General features: G+C 56.1%; 12 protein-coding genes. 1 reads left to right on the top strand and 11 read right to left on the bottom strand.

What is annotated here, in order from left to right:
* Positions 1 to 40: 40 nt before the first annotated feature.
* The 8 genes from M3090_RS05945 to M3090_RS05910 form a co-directional block, all read right to left on the bottom strand.
* The gene (locus M3090_RS05945; protein WP_249054532.1) at positions 41 to 370 is read right to left on the bottom strand and encodes a DUF5056 domain-containing protein; all 330 of its coding nucleotides are present in this window, start codon (positions 368 to 370) and stop codon (positions 41 to 43) included.
* Positions 354 to 902, bottom strand: a complete 549-nt coding sequence (locus M3090_RS05940) for an RNA polymerase sigma factor (RefSeq protein WP_249054531.1) — start codon at positions 900 to 902, stop codon at positions 354 to 356. The genes M3090_RS05945 and M3090_RS05940 overlap by 17 nt, the downstream gene beginning before the upstream one ends.
* Entirely contained in the window at positions 899 to 1,615 is a 717-nt protein-coding gene (locus tag M3090_RS05935; protein ID WP_249054529.1) for a DUF6249 domain-containing protein, read from the bottom strand. Before M3090_RS05935 ends, M3090_RS05940 begins: the two co-directional genes overlap by 4 nt.
* A 269-nt stretch (positions 1,616 to 1,884) precedes the next feature.
* On the bottom strand, positions 1,885 to 3,564 hold the full coding sequence (locus M3090_RS05930; protein WP_249054528.1) for a ribulokinase: 1,680 nt from the start codon (positions 3,562 to 3,564) through the stop codon (positions 1,885 to 1,887).
* Between the two features lie 20 nt (positions 3,565 to 3,584).
* The gene (gene araA / locus M3090_RS05925) at positions 3,585 to 5,114 is read right to left on the bottom strand and encodes an L-arabinose isomerase (protein WP_249054527.1); all 1,530 of its coding nucleotides are present in this window, start codon (positions 5,112 to 5,114) and stop codon (positions 3,585 to 3,587) included.
* 33 nt (positions 5,115 to 5,147) lie between these two features.
* Entirely contained in the window at positions 5,148 to 5,837 is a 690-nt protein-coding gene (locus M3090_RS05920) for an L-ribulose-5-phosphate 4-epimerase (RefSeq protein WP_249054526.1), read from the bottom strand.
* 14 nt (positions 5,838 to 5,851) lie between these two features.
* Entirely contained in the window at positions 5,852 to 6,529 is a 678-nt protein-coding gene (locus M3090_RS05915; protein WP_249054525.1) for an NUDIX hydrolase, read from the bottom strand.
* 5 nt (positions 6,530 to 6,534) lie between these two features.
* Complete coding sequence (locus tag M3090_RS05910) at positions 6,535 to 8,253, bottom strand: sodium:solute symporter (RefSeq protein WP_249054524.1); 1,719 nt, start codon at positions 8,251 to 8,253, stop codon at positions 6,535 to 6,537.
* 332 nt (positions 8,254 to 8,585) lie between these two features.
* On the opposite strand from M3090_RS05910, the gene M3090_RS05905 reads away from it, so the two are divergent.
* Positions 8,586 to 9,995 (top strand): methyltransferase RsmF C-terminal domain-like protein, encoded by a 1,410-nt coding sequence (locus tag M3090_RS05905; protein WP_249054523.1) that lies wholly within the window; start codon positions 8,586 to 8,588, stop codon positions 9,993 to 9,995.
* Here M3090_RS05905 and M3090_RS05900 read toward each other — a convergent pair.
* The 3 genes from M3090_RS05900 to M3090_RS05890 form a co-directional block, all read right to left on the bottom strand.
* Positions 9,992 to 11,215: a TolC family protein gene (locus M3090_RS05900; protein ID WP_249054521.1), complete on the bottom strand. Its 1,224-nt coding sequence runs from the start codon at positions 11,213 to 11,215 to the stop codon at positions 9,992 to 9,994. The two genes, M3090_RS05905 and M3090_RS05900, sit on opposite strands and share 4 nt — an antisense overlap.
* Entirely contained in the window at positions 11,212 to 14,307 is a 3,096-nt protein-coding gene (locus tag M3090_RS05895; RefSeq protein WP_249054520.1) for an efflux RND transporter permease subunit, read from the bottom strand. Before M3090_RS05895 ends, M3090_RS05900 begins: the two co-directional genes overlap by 4 nt.
* Positions 14,308 to 14,488: 181 nt before the next feature.
* A complete protein-coding gene (locus M3090_RS05890; protein WP_249054519.1) occupies positions 14,489 to 15,682 on the bottom strand; it encodes an efflux RND transporter periplasmic adaptor subunit in 1,194 nt (397 codons plus the stop codon).
* Positions 15,683 to 15,859: the final 177 nt, after the last annotated feature.

Below are 15,859 nucleotides of genomic sequence, written 5' to 3'. Positions count from 1 at the left end.
TTGGTGCAAAGCGGGGCTACTTGTTCCGTTTTCTTGTCTTTTAAGCCAATGAGGCTATTTTTTTGTAAGCCAGGAACAGCAGTACTGCGCCAGCTATGAGCAGCGACTTGGGGTCGACGTCGGCCGCCATGCCTTGCTCCACCATCGAGGTGACGGCCTCGCGCAAAGCGTTCCACAGCAGTTGTATGCCGTCCAGCGCAATGAAGAGCACCAGGGCGAGGGTGAAGCCCAGCCGGGTCCACCACAACACGAACCGTTCGCGGCGGTCGGGCAGGTGCCGCATGACGCGGCGGCTGAATCCGTTGTCGGCAATCTCCCGGCGTCCTGCGGAGAGGAACTGTTCTATTTGTTTGTCATCTGTTTCCGTCATATCCATTCTGTTTTAAGTACGTAGCCAGTTTTTGTTTCGCCCGCGACAGGTGGCTCTTCACCGTGCCTGCGGGGCATCCTGTGATGCCTGCAATCTTGTCGATGCTCAGGTCATCGAGGTAGAAGAGTGTGATGCAGGTGCGTTCTATTTCTTTCAGTGTGGCCAAGGCTTGGTAGAGGTCCATCTCCAGTCCCACGTCTTTCTGGCGGGTGCTGCATTGGGCGTCGACCTGGCTTGTGTCCAGTTCGTCGGTCTCTTTCCGGCTGCGAATATAATCATAAAATACGTTATATGCAATACGGTAGAGCCAAGTGGAGAAGTTGGACAGCCCCTTGAAGGAGGCGATGCAGGTGTAGGCTTTGATGAAGGTTTCTTGGGCCAGGTCGTCGCTGAGGTCGGCATCGCCGCAAGTCTGGTTTAGGAAGAAGCGCCGCACGGGCGACTGGTATTTCCTGACCAGCTTGTCGAAGGCCGCGGTGTTGTTGAACACCGCGACTTGTGCCACCAGTGCTATGTCGTCCAGGCGTTTCATTCTGCCGTCGGGGCGTTAGCATCGGACGATTCTTCGTTCCGCGTCTCGTCCCGGGTGGATTCTTGCCGGGGGCGGGTTTCGGTGTGTGTCGTGGGTCTCTCTTCTTTCTTGGGTGTGGTGTAGTAGATTACGAGTTGGCCGGCTCCGATGCACATGATGAGCAAGCCGATGCAACTGATAGAGGCTTCGCCTGTCAGCAACCACAGGAAGATGACCAACCCCAAGCCCAAGGCAATGTTCTTGATGCCCTTCACGCGGTTGTCCGGCAGGGTCACTTCTTTGAAGACGTCCTTCGGCAGCGGTTGTCCGCTGGCCAGGGCCTGCTGCATCAGGAGGAAGCGGCGCTTGCGGTTCTTGTTGCGGAAGTAGAATATGAGGAGGATGATGGCCAAGGGGGTGATGAAGAACACGAAGCTTCCCGCGAAGAACAGTGTGACAAACATCTGTGCCTTGCTGCCCAGCCATTCCCAGTCGGTGATGTCCCAGGTGTAGTCGATGCTGCGCGATGTGGTGTAGGTGTGGTCTTGCGCCGTTTCGTAGGTGGTGATGCTCAGCGTGTCGGTCTCGGCTTTTCCGTCGCGCACGGTGTCCAGCAGTTCGATGATGCGTTTCGTGTTGCCCAGACTGTCGCGTTCGGTCACGATTCTTTGCTTTCCTTGTGCCGGCAGACAGAGCGCTGCGGCGGCGATGAGAGTTAAAAACAGGGTTTTCATAAATCTGATGTCTTTTTTATGGTTTCTTTGTGTGTTAGACGGAAACCGGAGTCCATTTGGTTGCAAAGGAACGACTTTTTTTGCAGATTTTCTTCTGGTGCGGCCGGGCATTTGCTCTTGTTCGGAAGGAAGACGGCTCGTGTTCGGAGTGGCGGCGGCTTTTGTCCGCAAGAGGCGACGGGCGAAAGAAAAGGCGGACCGCCGGGAGTTGGTTGCCCGGCAGTCCGCCTGCTTCAGTGCGTCAATGAATGTAGGTCCGGCAGTCGGTTTCAGAACAATTCCTGTTCGGTAAACCGCCCCAGGCGTACGTATTTGTCATACAGATGCTGGTAAGCCTCGTGCCGGGCCGCATCAGGCTGGTATTCTTTGGAAAAGCCCGAGTTCATGGCTTCGATGGCGTCTTCCACCCTGGGGTAGACACCTGCGGCCGTGGCGGCAAACATGGCGGCTCCCAAGGCACAGGCCTGGTCGGTGTGGCACACCTTGATGGGCATGCCCAAGACGTCGCTCATGGTCTGCATGACAAAGGGGCTCTTCAGGGCAATGCCGCCAATGCCGATGATGGAGTCGATGCGGCAACCCTCCTGCGTGAAGCGGTCTACGATGGCTTTCGTGCCGTAGGCCGTGGCTTCCACCAAGGCGCGGAACACCTGCGGGGCCGTGGTGCCCAAGGTCAATCCGGCGATGGTGCCTTTCAGCAGTTGGTTGGCGTCGGGCGTGCGGCGTCCGTTCACCCAGTCGGTGGCGATGAGCGTGCTTTCTTCCATCGGAATCTTCTCGGCCTCGCGCGTCAGGTCGCCGATGAGCCGTCCCGTCGCTTCGTCAATGACCGCCTGCAACTCGTCTGCCGACAGTTTGCCGGCCAGCGACGTAGCCGGAAGGACCTGTCGCAAAGGAAATTCGAGCATCCGGCAGAACATGGCGTAGACGTCGCCGAAAGCCGACTGTCCGGCTTCCAGACCCACCATGCCGGGGATGACCGAACCGTCCACCTGTCCGCAGATGCCGTGAATCAGCCGTTTGCCCATCTCTTCATACGAAGCCACCATGATGTCGCACGTCGAAGTGCCGATGACGCGCACCAGCGTGTGCGGAGTGACGGCCGCTCCTACGGCTCCCATGTGGCAGTCGTAGGCTCCGCCGGCCACCACCACGTCCGTGCTCAATCCCAGTCTTTGCGCCCATTCCGGACAAAGCTTGCCTACGGGCTTGTCGGCAGTCTCCGTCTGTTCGAACAGGCGGGCGCGGAATCCTTTCAGTCTCGGGTCGAGTTTCACCAGAAACTCTTCCGGAGGCAAGCCGCCCCATTGGGTGTGCCACATGGCTTTGTGTCCGCAGGCACAGCGGCTGCGCACAATGTCTTTGGCATGTTTCACGCCCGTCAGCACGGCCGGCAACCACTCGCAGTGTTCAACGATAGAATAAGCCTTTTCGGCCACCAGAGGGTCTTCACGCAACACATGGATGGCTTTGGCCCAATACCACTCGGCGGAGTAAATGCCGCCTTCGTATTGCGAGTAGTCCACGTCGTTGGCCTTGCACTTCTCATTGATTTCCGCAGCCTCTTTCACGGCCGTGTGGTCTTTCCACAAGATGAACATGGCGTTGGGATTGTCTTCAAATTCGGGGCGCATGGCCAGCGGCATGCCGCTCTCGTCGGTAAAGGCGGGCGTGGAGCCGGTGGTGTCGAAGGCAATGCCTACGACTTTGGCAGGCACGTCGGGCGGACATTGCGACAATGCTTCTTTCACAGTGCTTTCCAGCACTTCCAGGTAATCTTTCGGATGTTGGCGCCACTGGTTGGCACGCGGATTGCAATACAAGCCCTGCATCCAGCGAGGATAATATTTGACCGACGTGGCCAATATCTTTCCCGAAGACGCGCCGACCACCAGAGCCCGGGCCGAATCGCTGCCGTAATCCAGCCCTATGACATATTTGTCGTCCATGATATTCCTGTGTTAAAAAGTTAGCATAACGCTTTGTTCAGCATATAGTAGACTTCGTTTATGCGAAGTTCTTTCTTGAACTCACTGATAGTCGTTGCCTGGTTGATGTGCACCATTTCGATGCCTGCCATCTCGGCGTAGTCTTCCCAATATTCGGCCGTAAGGTCGTACGAGAAGCAAGAGTGGTGCGTCCCTCCGGCCAGAATCCAGGCTCCTGCGCCGATTTCGAAGTTGGGCTGCGGAATCCACAAGGCCGAAGCCACGGGCAGTTTGGGCAACGGTTTCGGTTCGATACATTCTACATCGTTCACAATCAGGCGGAAGCGGTTCCCCAGGTCGACAACCGTAGCCGTACAACCTTTTCCTACTTTGCTGGTAAATACCAGTCGGGCTGTCTGACTCTTGCGGACTCCGATGCCCAGGAAGTGCACCTCCAGACGAGGCTTTTGGGCAGCAATGAGCGGACATACTTCCAGCATGTGAGCCTGGAGGATGGCACTCCGTTCGCCGTTGAAGTTCAGTGTATAGTCTTCCAGGAACGAGCAGCCACCCGTCAGTCCCTGGTTCATGACCCACACGGTGCGGTACAGAGCGGCCGATTTCCAGTCACCTTCGGCACCGAATCCGTAGCCCTCTGCCATCAGACGTTGGGATGCCAGGCCGGGAATCTGGTCGAAATGGCTGCCGTCGGTCTGCCCCAAGTCGTCGAAGTTGGTCGTGAACCCCTTGGCGCCCTTGGCTTTCAGGATAGCGCGCAAAGCCAGTTCCGCTTTGGCCGAGTTCCACACTTTCTCGTAAGCCGTGGTGCGGCTGTCTTCCAGTTCTGTGTCGTGGTCATACAGGCGGAAATATTCGTCCACCAGCGCCTTGACATCCTCGTCTTTCACCTGGCTGTGGTATTCCATCAGCTCGCTGACCGGACAGTAGTCTACGTGGTATCCCATGCGTTGTTCGGCTTCTACCTTGTCGCCGTCGGTCACGGCCACGTTGTTCATTTGGTCGCCGAAGCGGATGATGAGCATGTCTTGTGCATCGGCCCATGCGGCGCATACACGCATCCACACGGCTATTTTATGCTGGGTCTCCTCATCTTTCCAGTAACCGACCACCACTTTGCGGCGGATGCGCATGCGGGTGCAGATGTGTCCGAACTCTCGGTCGCCGTGGGCAGACTGGTTCAAGTTCATAAAGTCCATGTCCATCGTTTCCCAGGGAATCTCTTTGTTGAATTGAGTATGCAGGTGCAGCAAGGGCTTCCTGAGCTGTTGCAGGCCGTGAATCCACATCTTGGCGGGCGAGAACGTGTGCATCCAGGTGATGACACCGACGCACTTCTCGTCGTTATTGGCTGCCTTGAAGACTGCTTCTACTTCTTTCGACGAGTTGGCCGTACCTTTATATACGACCTTTATCGGAAGTCTGCCGCCGTCATTCAGTCCGGCTACCATTTCATTACTGTGTGCGTCTACTGCGATGACCGCATCGCCCCCATACAGAAGCTGCGCTCCTGTTACGAACCATACTTCGTACTGGTCAAATAAGGTGTTCATAGCTTTTTGTTTTTATTAAAGGTGAATGTTGTTCTATTTCTTTTGTCCGTAATAGGCATTGGGACCGTGTTTGCGGCTGAAATGTTTTTCTATCAGCCAGGGATTCATGCTCAGGTGTGGGTTAATACTGAAAGCAATGGATGCCATCTTGGCCACCTGCTCCATGACTACCGCATTGTGCACAGCGTCATGGGCGTCCTTGCCCCAGGCAAACGGGCCGTGGTTTTTCACCAATACGCCCGGAGTGTGTACAGGATTGATATGGGCAAAGCGTCTTACGATGACATTGCCCGTCTCCCGCTCATAGTCTCCTTTCACTTCTTCTTCGCTCATGTCTGCCGTACAGGGGATAGCTTCGTGGAAATAGTCGGCATGCGTGGTGCCGATGTTTGGCAAGTCAATGCCAGCTTGTGCCCAGGCTGTGGCATAGGTAGAGTGTGTGTGTACCACGCCCCCGATTTCGGGAAAGGCTTTGTACAGCACCAGGTGCGTGGGCGTGTCGCTGGAAGGACGAAGGTTGCCTTCTACCACATTGCCTTCCAGGTCGACCACCACCATGTCTTCAGCTTTCATCTCGTCATAAGAGACGCCGCTGGGCTTGATGACTACCAAACGGCTCTCCCGGTCGATGGCCGAGACATTGCCCCAGGTGAAGATGACCAATCCATGTTTTACCAGCTCGAGGTTGGCATGGAATACTTGTTGTTTCAGTGCTTCTAACATATCTTTTTAGTCTCCTATAATTTGAATCTGGGATCCTTGCGGTAGGCCTTGTCGTTGAATTTATAGAGATAAGCCCCCTTCTTGGAACCAGTCTTGTCTATTTTATCTGTTTTCTCAATGAATCCCATGTCGGCAATACGTTTGCGGAAGTTGCGTTTGTCGATGGACTCTCCGTAGATGGCTTCGTAGAGGTTCTGCAGTTGGGTAAGTGTAAACAGTTCCGGCAGCAGGTTGAAGCCTATCGGTGCACACGATGCTTTCTGTTTCATGGCATTGCGGGCTTTTTCCACCATCTGGTTGTGGTCGAATATCAGGTGCGGAAGTTCGTTGACGTCTACCCAATGTGCATTGTGCTGGTGCACCAGCTCGTGGTCGTAGGCGTTGATGTCTATCAGGGCATAGTAGGCCAGTGAGATAACCCGTTCGCCCGGGTCGCGGTGCACCTCGCCGAAAGCTCCTACTTGTTCCATGTATACGCTCTTGAGTCCGGTCAGTTCTTGCAAGACACGTTTGGCTGCCTCGTCGGCACTTTCTCCTTCTTGCACGAATCCTCCCATCAGCGACCACTCACCTTTGGCTGGCTCAAAATTGCGTTGCAGTATCAGCAGGCTTAGCTTTTTCTTGTCGAATCCGAAGATGATGCAGTCGATGCCGACGTAGAAGCGGGGATTTTTACTGTAATAGTCGTTCATAGCCTTTACCAGAAATAACAATAGAAGGCTATGCAGAGGATGACAACGCCCAGTGAGGCAATGATGTCCACTGTGCTCCAACTGGAGCGTGTCTCTTTCTTCTGCTCTTCACTTTGTGTGAGGAAGGTGATACCTTTTAACTTTTCTTCGTCGGCCGGACGGGTGAAGATGCTGACAACAGCCATAAGCACTATGATGAAAGCCAGCAGGTAGATTTCAAATACCAGCCAGTTGGTGTTCCAGAACCAGCCGAACACATCGTTCAGGGCGGTCATGTTGTTTAAATCTGCTTTGAAGATGTTGCAGATCAGTCGTACCATGCCAATGATGAAACCGGTGATAATGCCCACTTCTCCTGCTTTGGGCGTGATTCTTTTGGTGAAAATGCCCAGAGCAAACACGGCGACGATAGAGGGGGCCAGCAGCGACTGTACGTCCTGCAAGTATTCGTAGAGGCCGCCTAAACCCATCATGACGGGTATCCATACCAGCCCAAGCAATACAACAGTCCATGTGGCGGCACGGCCAATCCATACCAACCGTGCTTCGCTGGCGTCCGGATGCTTCGGTTTGTAGAAGTCTACGGTATAAAGGGTGGCGCAGGAATTGAAGAAAGCTGCCAGCGAGGCTACCAGAGCTGAGATGAAGCCTATCGTAACAATGCCTTTGACACCGGCAGGAAGTACAAACTTCACCATCGAGCCGAACGCTTCGTCTGTGCTTCCCATTTCGAAGCCGGAGCCACTCTTGGCTGCCAAGGCCGCAGCAATCATGCCCGGGATGAGGAACATGAATACGGGCAATACTTTCAGATAACCGGCAGCAATGGTACCTCGGCGGGCGCGGCGCATCACGTCGGCTGCTTTTTCACCTTCTTGCTGGCCAAGTACACGTTGTACGATGTGCTGGTCGGTACACCAGTACCAGAAACCGATGATGGCCGATCCGGCAATAACCCAAAATCCTGGGAACTGTCCGTAAAGTGGGTCTGCCTTGTCGAGGTGCATCAGGTGATTGGTGCCATACCCTTCGTTCAGGCCACGCGCATGTTCCAGCATAGCGTTCCATCCGCCGCCGATACTTCCGTCGCCCAACGTGTAAAGCCCCAGAAACAGCACCAGAAAGGAACCTATAATCAGAATGGGTGTCTGTATCTTCGAGAGGGTCATCACTCCTTTCATTCCTCCAAAGACAGTGAATATCCCGGTCAGCACAATCAAACCGATGGCGCCATACCAGAAGGGAAGCCCTAACAAGCTTTCCATGAAGATGCCGCCGGTAAAAGCCGTCACGCTCACTTTGGTCAATATGTAAGAGATGAGGGTGATAATGGACAACCAGGAGCTGGTCTTGCGTGTATAGCGGCGGTTCAGAAATTCAGGCATGGTGAAGACTCCGGCATGCTGATAGAAAGGTACAAATAACCAGCCCAATACCAGAATCATCCATCCTTGCATTTCCCAGTGGGCCATGCCAAGGCCTGTTTTTGCTCCGGCACCGGCCAGACCGACCAGGTGTTCCGAGCCTATGTTGGCTGCAAAAATGGCGGCGCCCAATACATACCAGGGTTCTCCTTTCCCCAGGAAGTACCCTCCGCTGGTTTCGCTGCCTTGCAGGCGTTTGTCTTTCTGTACTTCTCGCCAGACTGCCCAAGCTACGAGGACTATACCGGCTGCGATAATGGCCCAGTCGAGCCATACGAATTGATGTGAATTCCAGTTCATGATTCTTTATGTTTTAGATGATACTTGTCGATTCAGGCCTGGTGGAATGACACGTTGGATGTGTCTCTTCCTTTTTTCGGGTGCAATATTACTGAATAAGTGTAAAGAAACACTTATTATTTCATATGTTGTTGAGCATGTTTTAGTAAAATAGTGAAGTTTGATGTTCTTGGAGTGGAAAATCTCGTTTATCTGTCAGGTTATTTCCTAAAGTGAAGGCTTTGTTCTTGTGGTAAGTAAGGGATGTGCAAGACTGGCATCGTGTTGGGAGTAATTGTTGCACAAGTGAGAATCATCTCCTATATTTGCAGCATTATTATATAATGTAGCCCATGATTCTACCAGCCGCTTTTATAGCACAGCTTCGTTCCTTGTTGGGACAAGCCGATGCCGATGCTTTTTTCAACGCTTTGCAGGGGGATGCCTCTGTCAGTATTCGTATGAACCTTCGCAAAGTGCAGGAAGGGATGTTCCCTTTGGAGGCTTGGGTGCCTTGGTGCCCGCAGGGCAGGTATCTTTCTCAGAGACCTTCGTTTACGTTAGACCCTCGGCTGCATGCGGGAGCGTATTATGTACAAGAGGCTTCATCGATGTTTCTGTGGCATGTGCTACGGCATTGTGTGGGCGACTGTCCGGTGGTGATGCTGGACCTTTGTGCTGCTCCGGGAGGAAAGTCTACTTTGGCTTGCGATGCTTTGCCCGAAGGTAGTTTGCTGGTGTCTAATGAGGTGATGCGTGCACGGGCGCAGGTCTTGGCGGAAAATCTGACGAAGTGGGGAAATGCGTGGAGTGTAGTGACTCACAATGACCCGGCTGATTTTTCTCCATTGGTGGGAATGTTCGACTTGATTCTGGTAGATGCTCCCTGTTCGGGTGAGGGGATGTTTCGTAAAGATGCCGGGGCTGTGAACGATTGGAGCTTGGAGGCTGTGGAAATGTGTGCTCGTCGTCAGAGGCGTATATTGGCAGATATTTGGCCTTGTCTCAAGCCGGGTGGATGGCTGATATATAGCACTTGCACGTATAATCTTTCCGAGAATGAGGAGCAAGTGCGTTGGTTGCGTGATGAATGGGGAGCATGTCCCGTATCAGTACCTGTTCCTTCAGAATGGGGAATCACGGGTTGTTTGCTGGAAGGAGAGGATTTGCCGGTTTATCGTTTCCTGCCTCATAAAACCCGGGGGGAAGGCTTCTTTCTGTCAGTCTTGCAGAAACCGGTTGAGGCGGAAGAGGAACAACCGCCGGTTGGGCGGCGCGGGAATAAAAAGGGGAAGAGTGGCAACGGCACTAAAGACCGTCTTCCGCTTCTTCCCAAGGAAATCATGTCGAGGGCTGCCAATTGGTTGCATGACCCCGATTCTTATGTGCTGATGCCTCAAGGCACGGGTCTGTTCGCTTTCCCTCTTCTATATAAAGAGGTGCTGCAACGTTTGCGCGATTCGCTTTATCTCTTGCAGGCAGGAGTGCCTTTGGCCGAGGTGAAAGGCCGCGACCTGTTGCCCACCCATGCTTTGGCCATGAGCACGGCCTTGCGTCCTGATGCTTTTCAGCGTGTGGAAGTATCGGCTGAGCAGGCGCTTGCCTATCTGCGCAGAGAGGCGATTGTCTTGCCGGGAGATGCGCCCCGTGGCTTTGTGCTGCTGACCTGCGAGGGGCTGCCCATAGGTTTCGTGAAGAACATCGGCAACCGTGCGAACAACCTTTATCCGGCAGAATGGCGCATCCGTAAGAGCCTGCCTTAAAGCCGGCTCTTGTACATCTGTGCCATTACCTTCTGGTATTGGTTCTCCAGCAGCAGCAGGTTGGCTTTGCTCTGGTAGACCACGGACACTTCCACGAAATATTCTATCATGCTGATTTCGCCGCCTTCCAGTGCCTTGCGCAGCAGCGAGAGGTCGCGTTGCCGGGCGAAGGTGTCGTTGTATTCGTCGATGGATTGCTGGAGGCTGCGTGCTTCGTCGTAGAGTTGCCACAAGGCCGATGAGGCTTGCAGGAGAGCGTCTTCTTTCTGATAGTCCACGTTGAGGGCCTGGCTCTTGGCCATCTTTACCTGATGCCGGTTCTCGAAGAGGGGGAAGGAGAAGCCTACCACGATGCCGTTCAGCGGGTGGCGTGTCTCGGTATTGCGGCGGTAGCCCAGTTCCAGTTGAGGCAGCCATCCCTGTTTGCTTACGGAGACTTGCTTGCGGGCGGCGGCGCTTTCGTGTTGCAGGGCTTGCAGGGCAGGGTCGGCGGCCAGCAGCTCGTTCAGCACCGGGGTGAAGTCGGCGGGCAGGGGAGTGGGGGTATAGTCGGTCAGTCCCAGTGCCTCGGGGCCGGGCATGGCAGGCTCGGGCTGCGGTCGTCCGGGGGCCAGGGGCAGGTTGCCGTTCAGGGCGGTCAGTTCCTTCAGCTTGTTTTGCAGGGTGGTGGCGTTGGTGCGGCTCTCGGTACGCACGTTCAGCAGCTCCAGGTTGATTTTGTTGGTTTCGAGGGCATTGGCGTCTCCGGTTTTCAGTCGTTCGGCATACATCTGTGCCAGTTCTTCGGCATTCTTCAGGCGTTCGTCCAGCAGTTGTTGCTGTTGGTGCAGCAGCACGATGTCCAGGCAGAGCTGTTGGGCTTGCAGCAGGACTTGCTGGCGGACGGCGGCCGACTGTGCGTCGAGGGCGGTGCTCTTCAGGCGGCTCACGCGGTTGCGGGTGGCGTAGAGGCTGGGGAAGTCGAAGCTTTGCGAGATGACCAGCTCGCCCACGGTGATGTTCTTGTCGTCAGAGTCCCACAGGTGCGAGTAAGACAGGGTGGGGTTGGCCAGGTTGTTGGTGGCTTTGCTCTCCAGCTTCTGCGAGGCGATGAGCTGGGTGTTGGCCTGAAGCGCCTTGTTGTTTCGGGCGATTTGTTGCAGGATGGCTTCCATGCCTTCCTGGGCGTGCCCCTTGGCCGTCAGAGCCAGGGCTACAGCGAGTATCAGTATGTGTTTCATTGTTTCTGTTTATGTATGAATAAGTAGACAATCGGTATGATGAATCCGTTGAGGAAAGTCGAGGTGAGCAGGCCGCCCAGGATGACCTTGGCCATGGGGCTTTGTATCTCGTTGCCCGGCAGGTCGCTGCCCAGTGCCAGGGGGATGAGGGCCAGGGCCGAGCAGAGGGCGGTCATGAGGATGGGGTTGAGGCGGTCGAGCGAGCCGTGGATGACGCTGTCGCGGATGCTGTAGCCTTCTACCTCCTGCAAGTGGCGGTAGTGGCTGATGAGCAGCATGCCGTTGCGGGTGGCGATGCCGAAGAGCGAGATGAAGCCGATGACGGCCGGTATGCTGACTTCGCCCGTGGTGAGGAGCAGGGCGAACACGCCGCCTATCAGTGCCAGGGGCAGGTTGATGAGGATGACGGCACTCTCGCGGGCGCTGCGGAACTGGTGGTAGAGCAGCAGGAAGATGACAACAATGGCCACGACAGAGGTCAGCATCAGCGTGCGGCTGGCTGCCTGTTCGCTTTCGAACTGGCCGCCGTACTCCACGTGGTAGCCTTCGGGCAGGGGGACGCTCTCGTCGATGCGTGCCTGAATGTCGTTGACCACCGAGCGCAGGTCGCGCCCGTCGACATTGGCACTGATGACTATCTTGCGTTTCACATTCTCGCGGCTGATGGTGTTGGGGCCTGCGGACGAGCGGATGTCGGCCACGTAGGACAGGGGGACTTTCCGGCCGTCGGCGGTGTCTATCATCAGGTTGCGCACTTCGTCGATGCGGTCGTGCAGGTCGTGACGCACGCGGACGACGAGGTCGAAGCTCTTGCCCTGCTCGTAGACTTGCGAGACGGCTTCGCCGGCCAGGCAGGCGTTGACGAACTCGGCGAACTGAGGCAGGGTGATGCCGTAGCGGGCCAGCATCTCGCGGCGGGGACGGATGGTGAGCTGCGGGCGTTCAATCTGTTGCTCGACGGTGAGGTCGGCCACGCCGGGCACGTCCTGAATCTTCTGCTTTATCTCATTACCCAGTTGGAACATGCGGTTCAGGTCGTCGCCGAAGAGCTTGATGGCAATGTTGGCCTGCGTGCCGCTCAGCATGGCGTCGATGCGGTGGCTGATGGGCTGGCCTATCTCGATGTTCGCCCCGCTGATGGTCGACAGCTTGCGGCGCACCTCGGCCGTCAGCTCGGCGCGGCTGCGGCCGTCCAGTTCGAAGGGAGCCTCTATCTCGCTGACGTTCACGCCCAGGGCATGTTCATCCAGCTCGGCGCGGCCCGTCTTGCGCGCCACGGTCTGTATCTCGGGGATGGTCATCAGCAGTTCTTCGGCGCGGCGCCCGATGCGGTCACTTTCTTCCAGCGAGATGCCGGGCAGCGAGGAGACGTTGATGGTGAACGACCCTTCGTTGAAGGGCGGCAGGAACGAGCGTCCCAGGGTGAAGAACAGGCCCAGGGCTACCAGAAAGAGGACGACGGTCACGCCCAATATCTTGCGGCCGTGTCCCAAGGAGAGCAAGAGCAGGCGCTCGTAGTGCTTCTTCAGCCATCGGGCCACAGGCGAGTCGGCTTCAGCCCGTTCCCGCTTGCCCTTATTCTTCAGCATCAGCGAGCAGAGCACCGGCGTGACGGTCAGGGCCACTATCGTAGAGGCAGCCAGGGCCGTGATGAAGGCGATGCCCAGCGGCACCAGCATACGCCCCTCCATGCCGCTCAAGAAGAAGAGGGGCAGGAAGCTGACCATGATGATGAGCGTGGAGTTGAGGATGGGCAGGCGTACTTCCTTCGATGCCTCGAACACGACTTCTTTGATGGGCAGGCGTCGCTCCGGAGGGAGCAGCCGGTTCTCGTGCAGGCGCCGGTAGACATTCTCCACGTCGACAATGGCGTCGTCCACCAGCGACCCGATGGCGATGGCCATGCCGCCCAGGCTCATCGTATTGATGCTCAGTCCCAGGTAGTGTAGAACCAGCAGCGAGGCCAGCAGCGACAAGGGCAGGGTGACGAGCGAGATGACCGTCGTGCGGGCATTGGCCAGGAAGATGAAGAGGACGACCACGACGAACAGTCCGCCCTCGACCAACGACTTCTTCACGTTGCCGATAGAGCTTTCGATGAAGCGGCTCTGGCGGAAGATGTCGGTGCTGACGTGCACGTCAGCCGGCAGGTTCTTCTGCAGGTCATGGAGGGCCGCCTCCAGTTTGTCGGTCAGCTCCAGCGTGCTGGTGTCCGGTTGTTTCGTCACCGTCAGCAGCACCGCCGGACGCCCCTTCTCCGAGGCCGTGCCCAGCTTGGGCAGCTTCGCCCCGATGCGCACGTCGGCAATGTCCTCCAGCAGCAGCGGTGCTCCCTGCGGCCCCTGGCTGCGCACCACGCTCCTGCCCATCTCGGCGGCGTCCGTCGTGGCCAGCAGCCCGCGCACGATGTACTCGTTGCCATACTGATACAGCACCCCGCCGTTGGCATTCACATTCATGCCCCGCGTCGCCTCCAGCACCTCCGTCAGCGTCACGCCGTAGTGCCGCATCCGTTCTGGGTCAAGCTGTATCTGATACTCCTTGATGTCGCCTCCCAGCACGGCCACCTGTGCCACGCCCCCGGTCGACAGCAGGCGCGGGCGGATGGTCCAGTCGGCCAGTGTGCGTAGGTCAATCATCGAGGTCGAGTCCGCCGTCAATCCCACGATCATCATCTCGCCCAGAATAGACGATTGCGGGCCCAGCGTCGGGCGTCCCACGTTGGGCGGCAGCGACTCGTTCACCACCGCCAGCTTCTCGCTCACGATTTGCCGCGCCAGGTAGATGTCCGTGTCCCAGTCAAATTCTACCCACACCACCGAGAAGCCGTTGGTGCTCGACGAGCGCACGCGCCGCACGCCCGTCGCCCCGTTGACAGCCGTCTCGATGGGGAAGGTTACCAGTTGCTCCACCTCCTCGGTGGCCATTCCGTTCGCTTCGGTCATGATGACCACGGTCGGCGCATTCAGGTCGGGGAAGACATCCACTTCCGTATGCATCGCCGTATAAGTTCCCCCTACCAGCAACAGCACCGATGCTACCAGCACCAGGATGCGGTTGTGCAGGGAATAGTGTATGATTCTGTTCAGCATGTAGGTAATGGTTAATGGTTAATGGTTAATGGTTAATGGTTAGTGGTTAATGGTTAGTGGTTAATGGTTAGTGGTTAATGGTTAGTGGTTAATGGTTAATGGTTAGTGGTTAATGATTAATGGTATGGACGACAAGTCCGTCCCTTATTAACCATTAACCATTTACCATTAATCATTATAGTTAGTGTTCGTGTGTGTGGGCCGGTATTGCGTTCGAGGCCGAGGCCAGTTTCACCTGGTAGGCTCCCTGCGTCACGATGCGGTCGCCCGCCCGTATGCCCGAGAGTATCTGCACCTGTTCCCCATCGTCGGCTCCCACGATGACCCGTTGCTTCTCGTAGCACTCCTCGTCCACCTGCCGGTAGACAAAGAAGCTGCCCTGTTCCTCGGTCAAAGCCGATTCCGGCACCGCCAGCACCCCTTCCATGGATTGCGACAACAGGAAGATTTCCACGAACGAGCCGGGCACTACGCCTCCCCGGTTGTCGAACTCGAAAGTCACGGGGATGTAATATCCTTGTTCTCCCGATGCTTTGCCGTAGGATAGCAGTCGACCGTTTAACTTCTTCAGGTCATATACTTCGTCATTGTAGGGAGTCCGGAAATGGGCCGACACGATGCTTCCCAGGTCTTTGTAATATTTCTCCGACACGTCAGCCCGCAGGAACAGCCGTTTGTTCTGCGTAATGCTCACCAGCGGCTGACCGACCGACACGTAGTCGCCTTCCTTCACCAGCAGGCTCTTCACATACCCTCCGATGGGTGAGGTCACCACCTGCCCGTTCTCTGTCTGGTTCTTAGCCACGGCCTCGTAGCTGATGCGGGCATTCTCATACGTCTGTTGGGCTTGGGCAAACTCTTTCTCCGATACGATTTTGTCGCCCACCAGCGCGGCCATGCGCTCGTACTCTTTCTTGGCCACTTCGTAGGCCACGCGGGCCTTCTGTACGGGGTCTCCTTCGGCCATGTGGCGTGACGAGAGCACCACCAGCGGCATCCCCTGGCTGACGCTCATCCCTTCTATCACCTGGTTCTTGAACGATACCACGCCGGCCACCGTTGCCACGGCCACCCGTTCGTCACCTTGTGCGGCCAGCACCTGTCCGCTGGTCTTGATGACCTGGTGGAAAGTGCCGGGTTGTATTTCGTTCACTACCACGCCGGCAGCCTTTGCCTTTTCCGGTGTCAGTACGATTTCGTTACCACTTTCGTGCGTCTCTGTCTCATGGTTGTGGCCTTCGTGCCCGGCTCCTTCGGCGGCATGGTCGTGTTGCTCGGTAGCGTGGTCATGCTCGTCATGCTCTTCGTGATGTTGGCTGTTGCAGGCGCCGAGCAGGAAGAGGCTCAGCGTCCCGATAAAGAATGTTTTTCTCATATATATAATAATGTGTTGGTTGTGTGTGAATAATTTAGTTGACGAGAGGACGAGTTAACGAGACAACAAGGGCTTGTCAACTTGTCTGTTTGCCAATCGCCTGTTAATTTGTCTGCTGAAACACTCTTCCTGGTAGCCTCCTCGTCAACTCATCAACTCATCAACTCGTCAACTCGT

It is taken from the genome of Bacteroides sp. ET71, assembly GCF_023336905.1.
Taxonomy (GTDB): Bacteria; Bacteroidota; Bacteroidia; order Bacteroidales; family Bacteroidaceae; genus Bacteroides.
The sequence above is the reverse complement of the archived record's forward strand: the minus strand, read 5'-3'. Positions and strand labels throughout refer to the sequence as shown.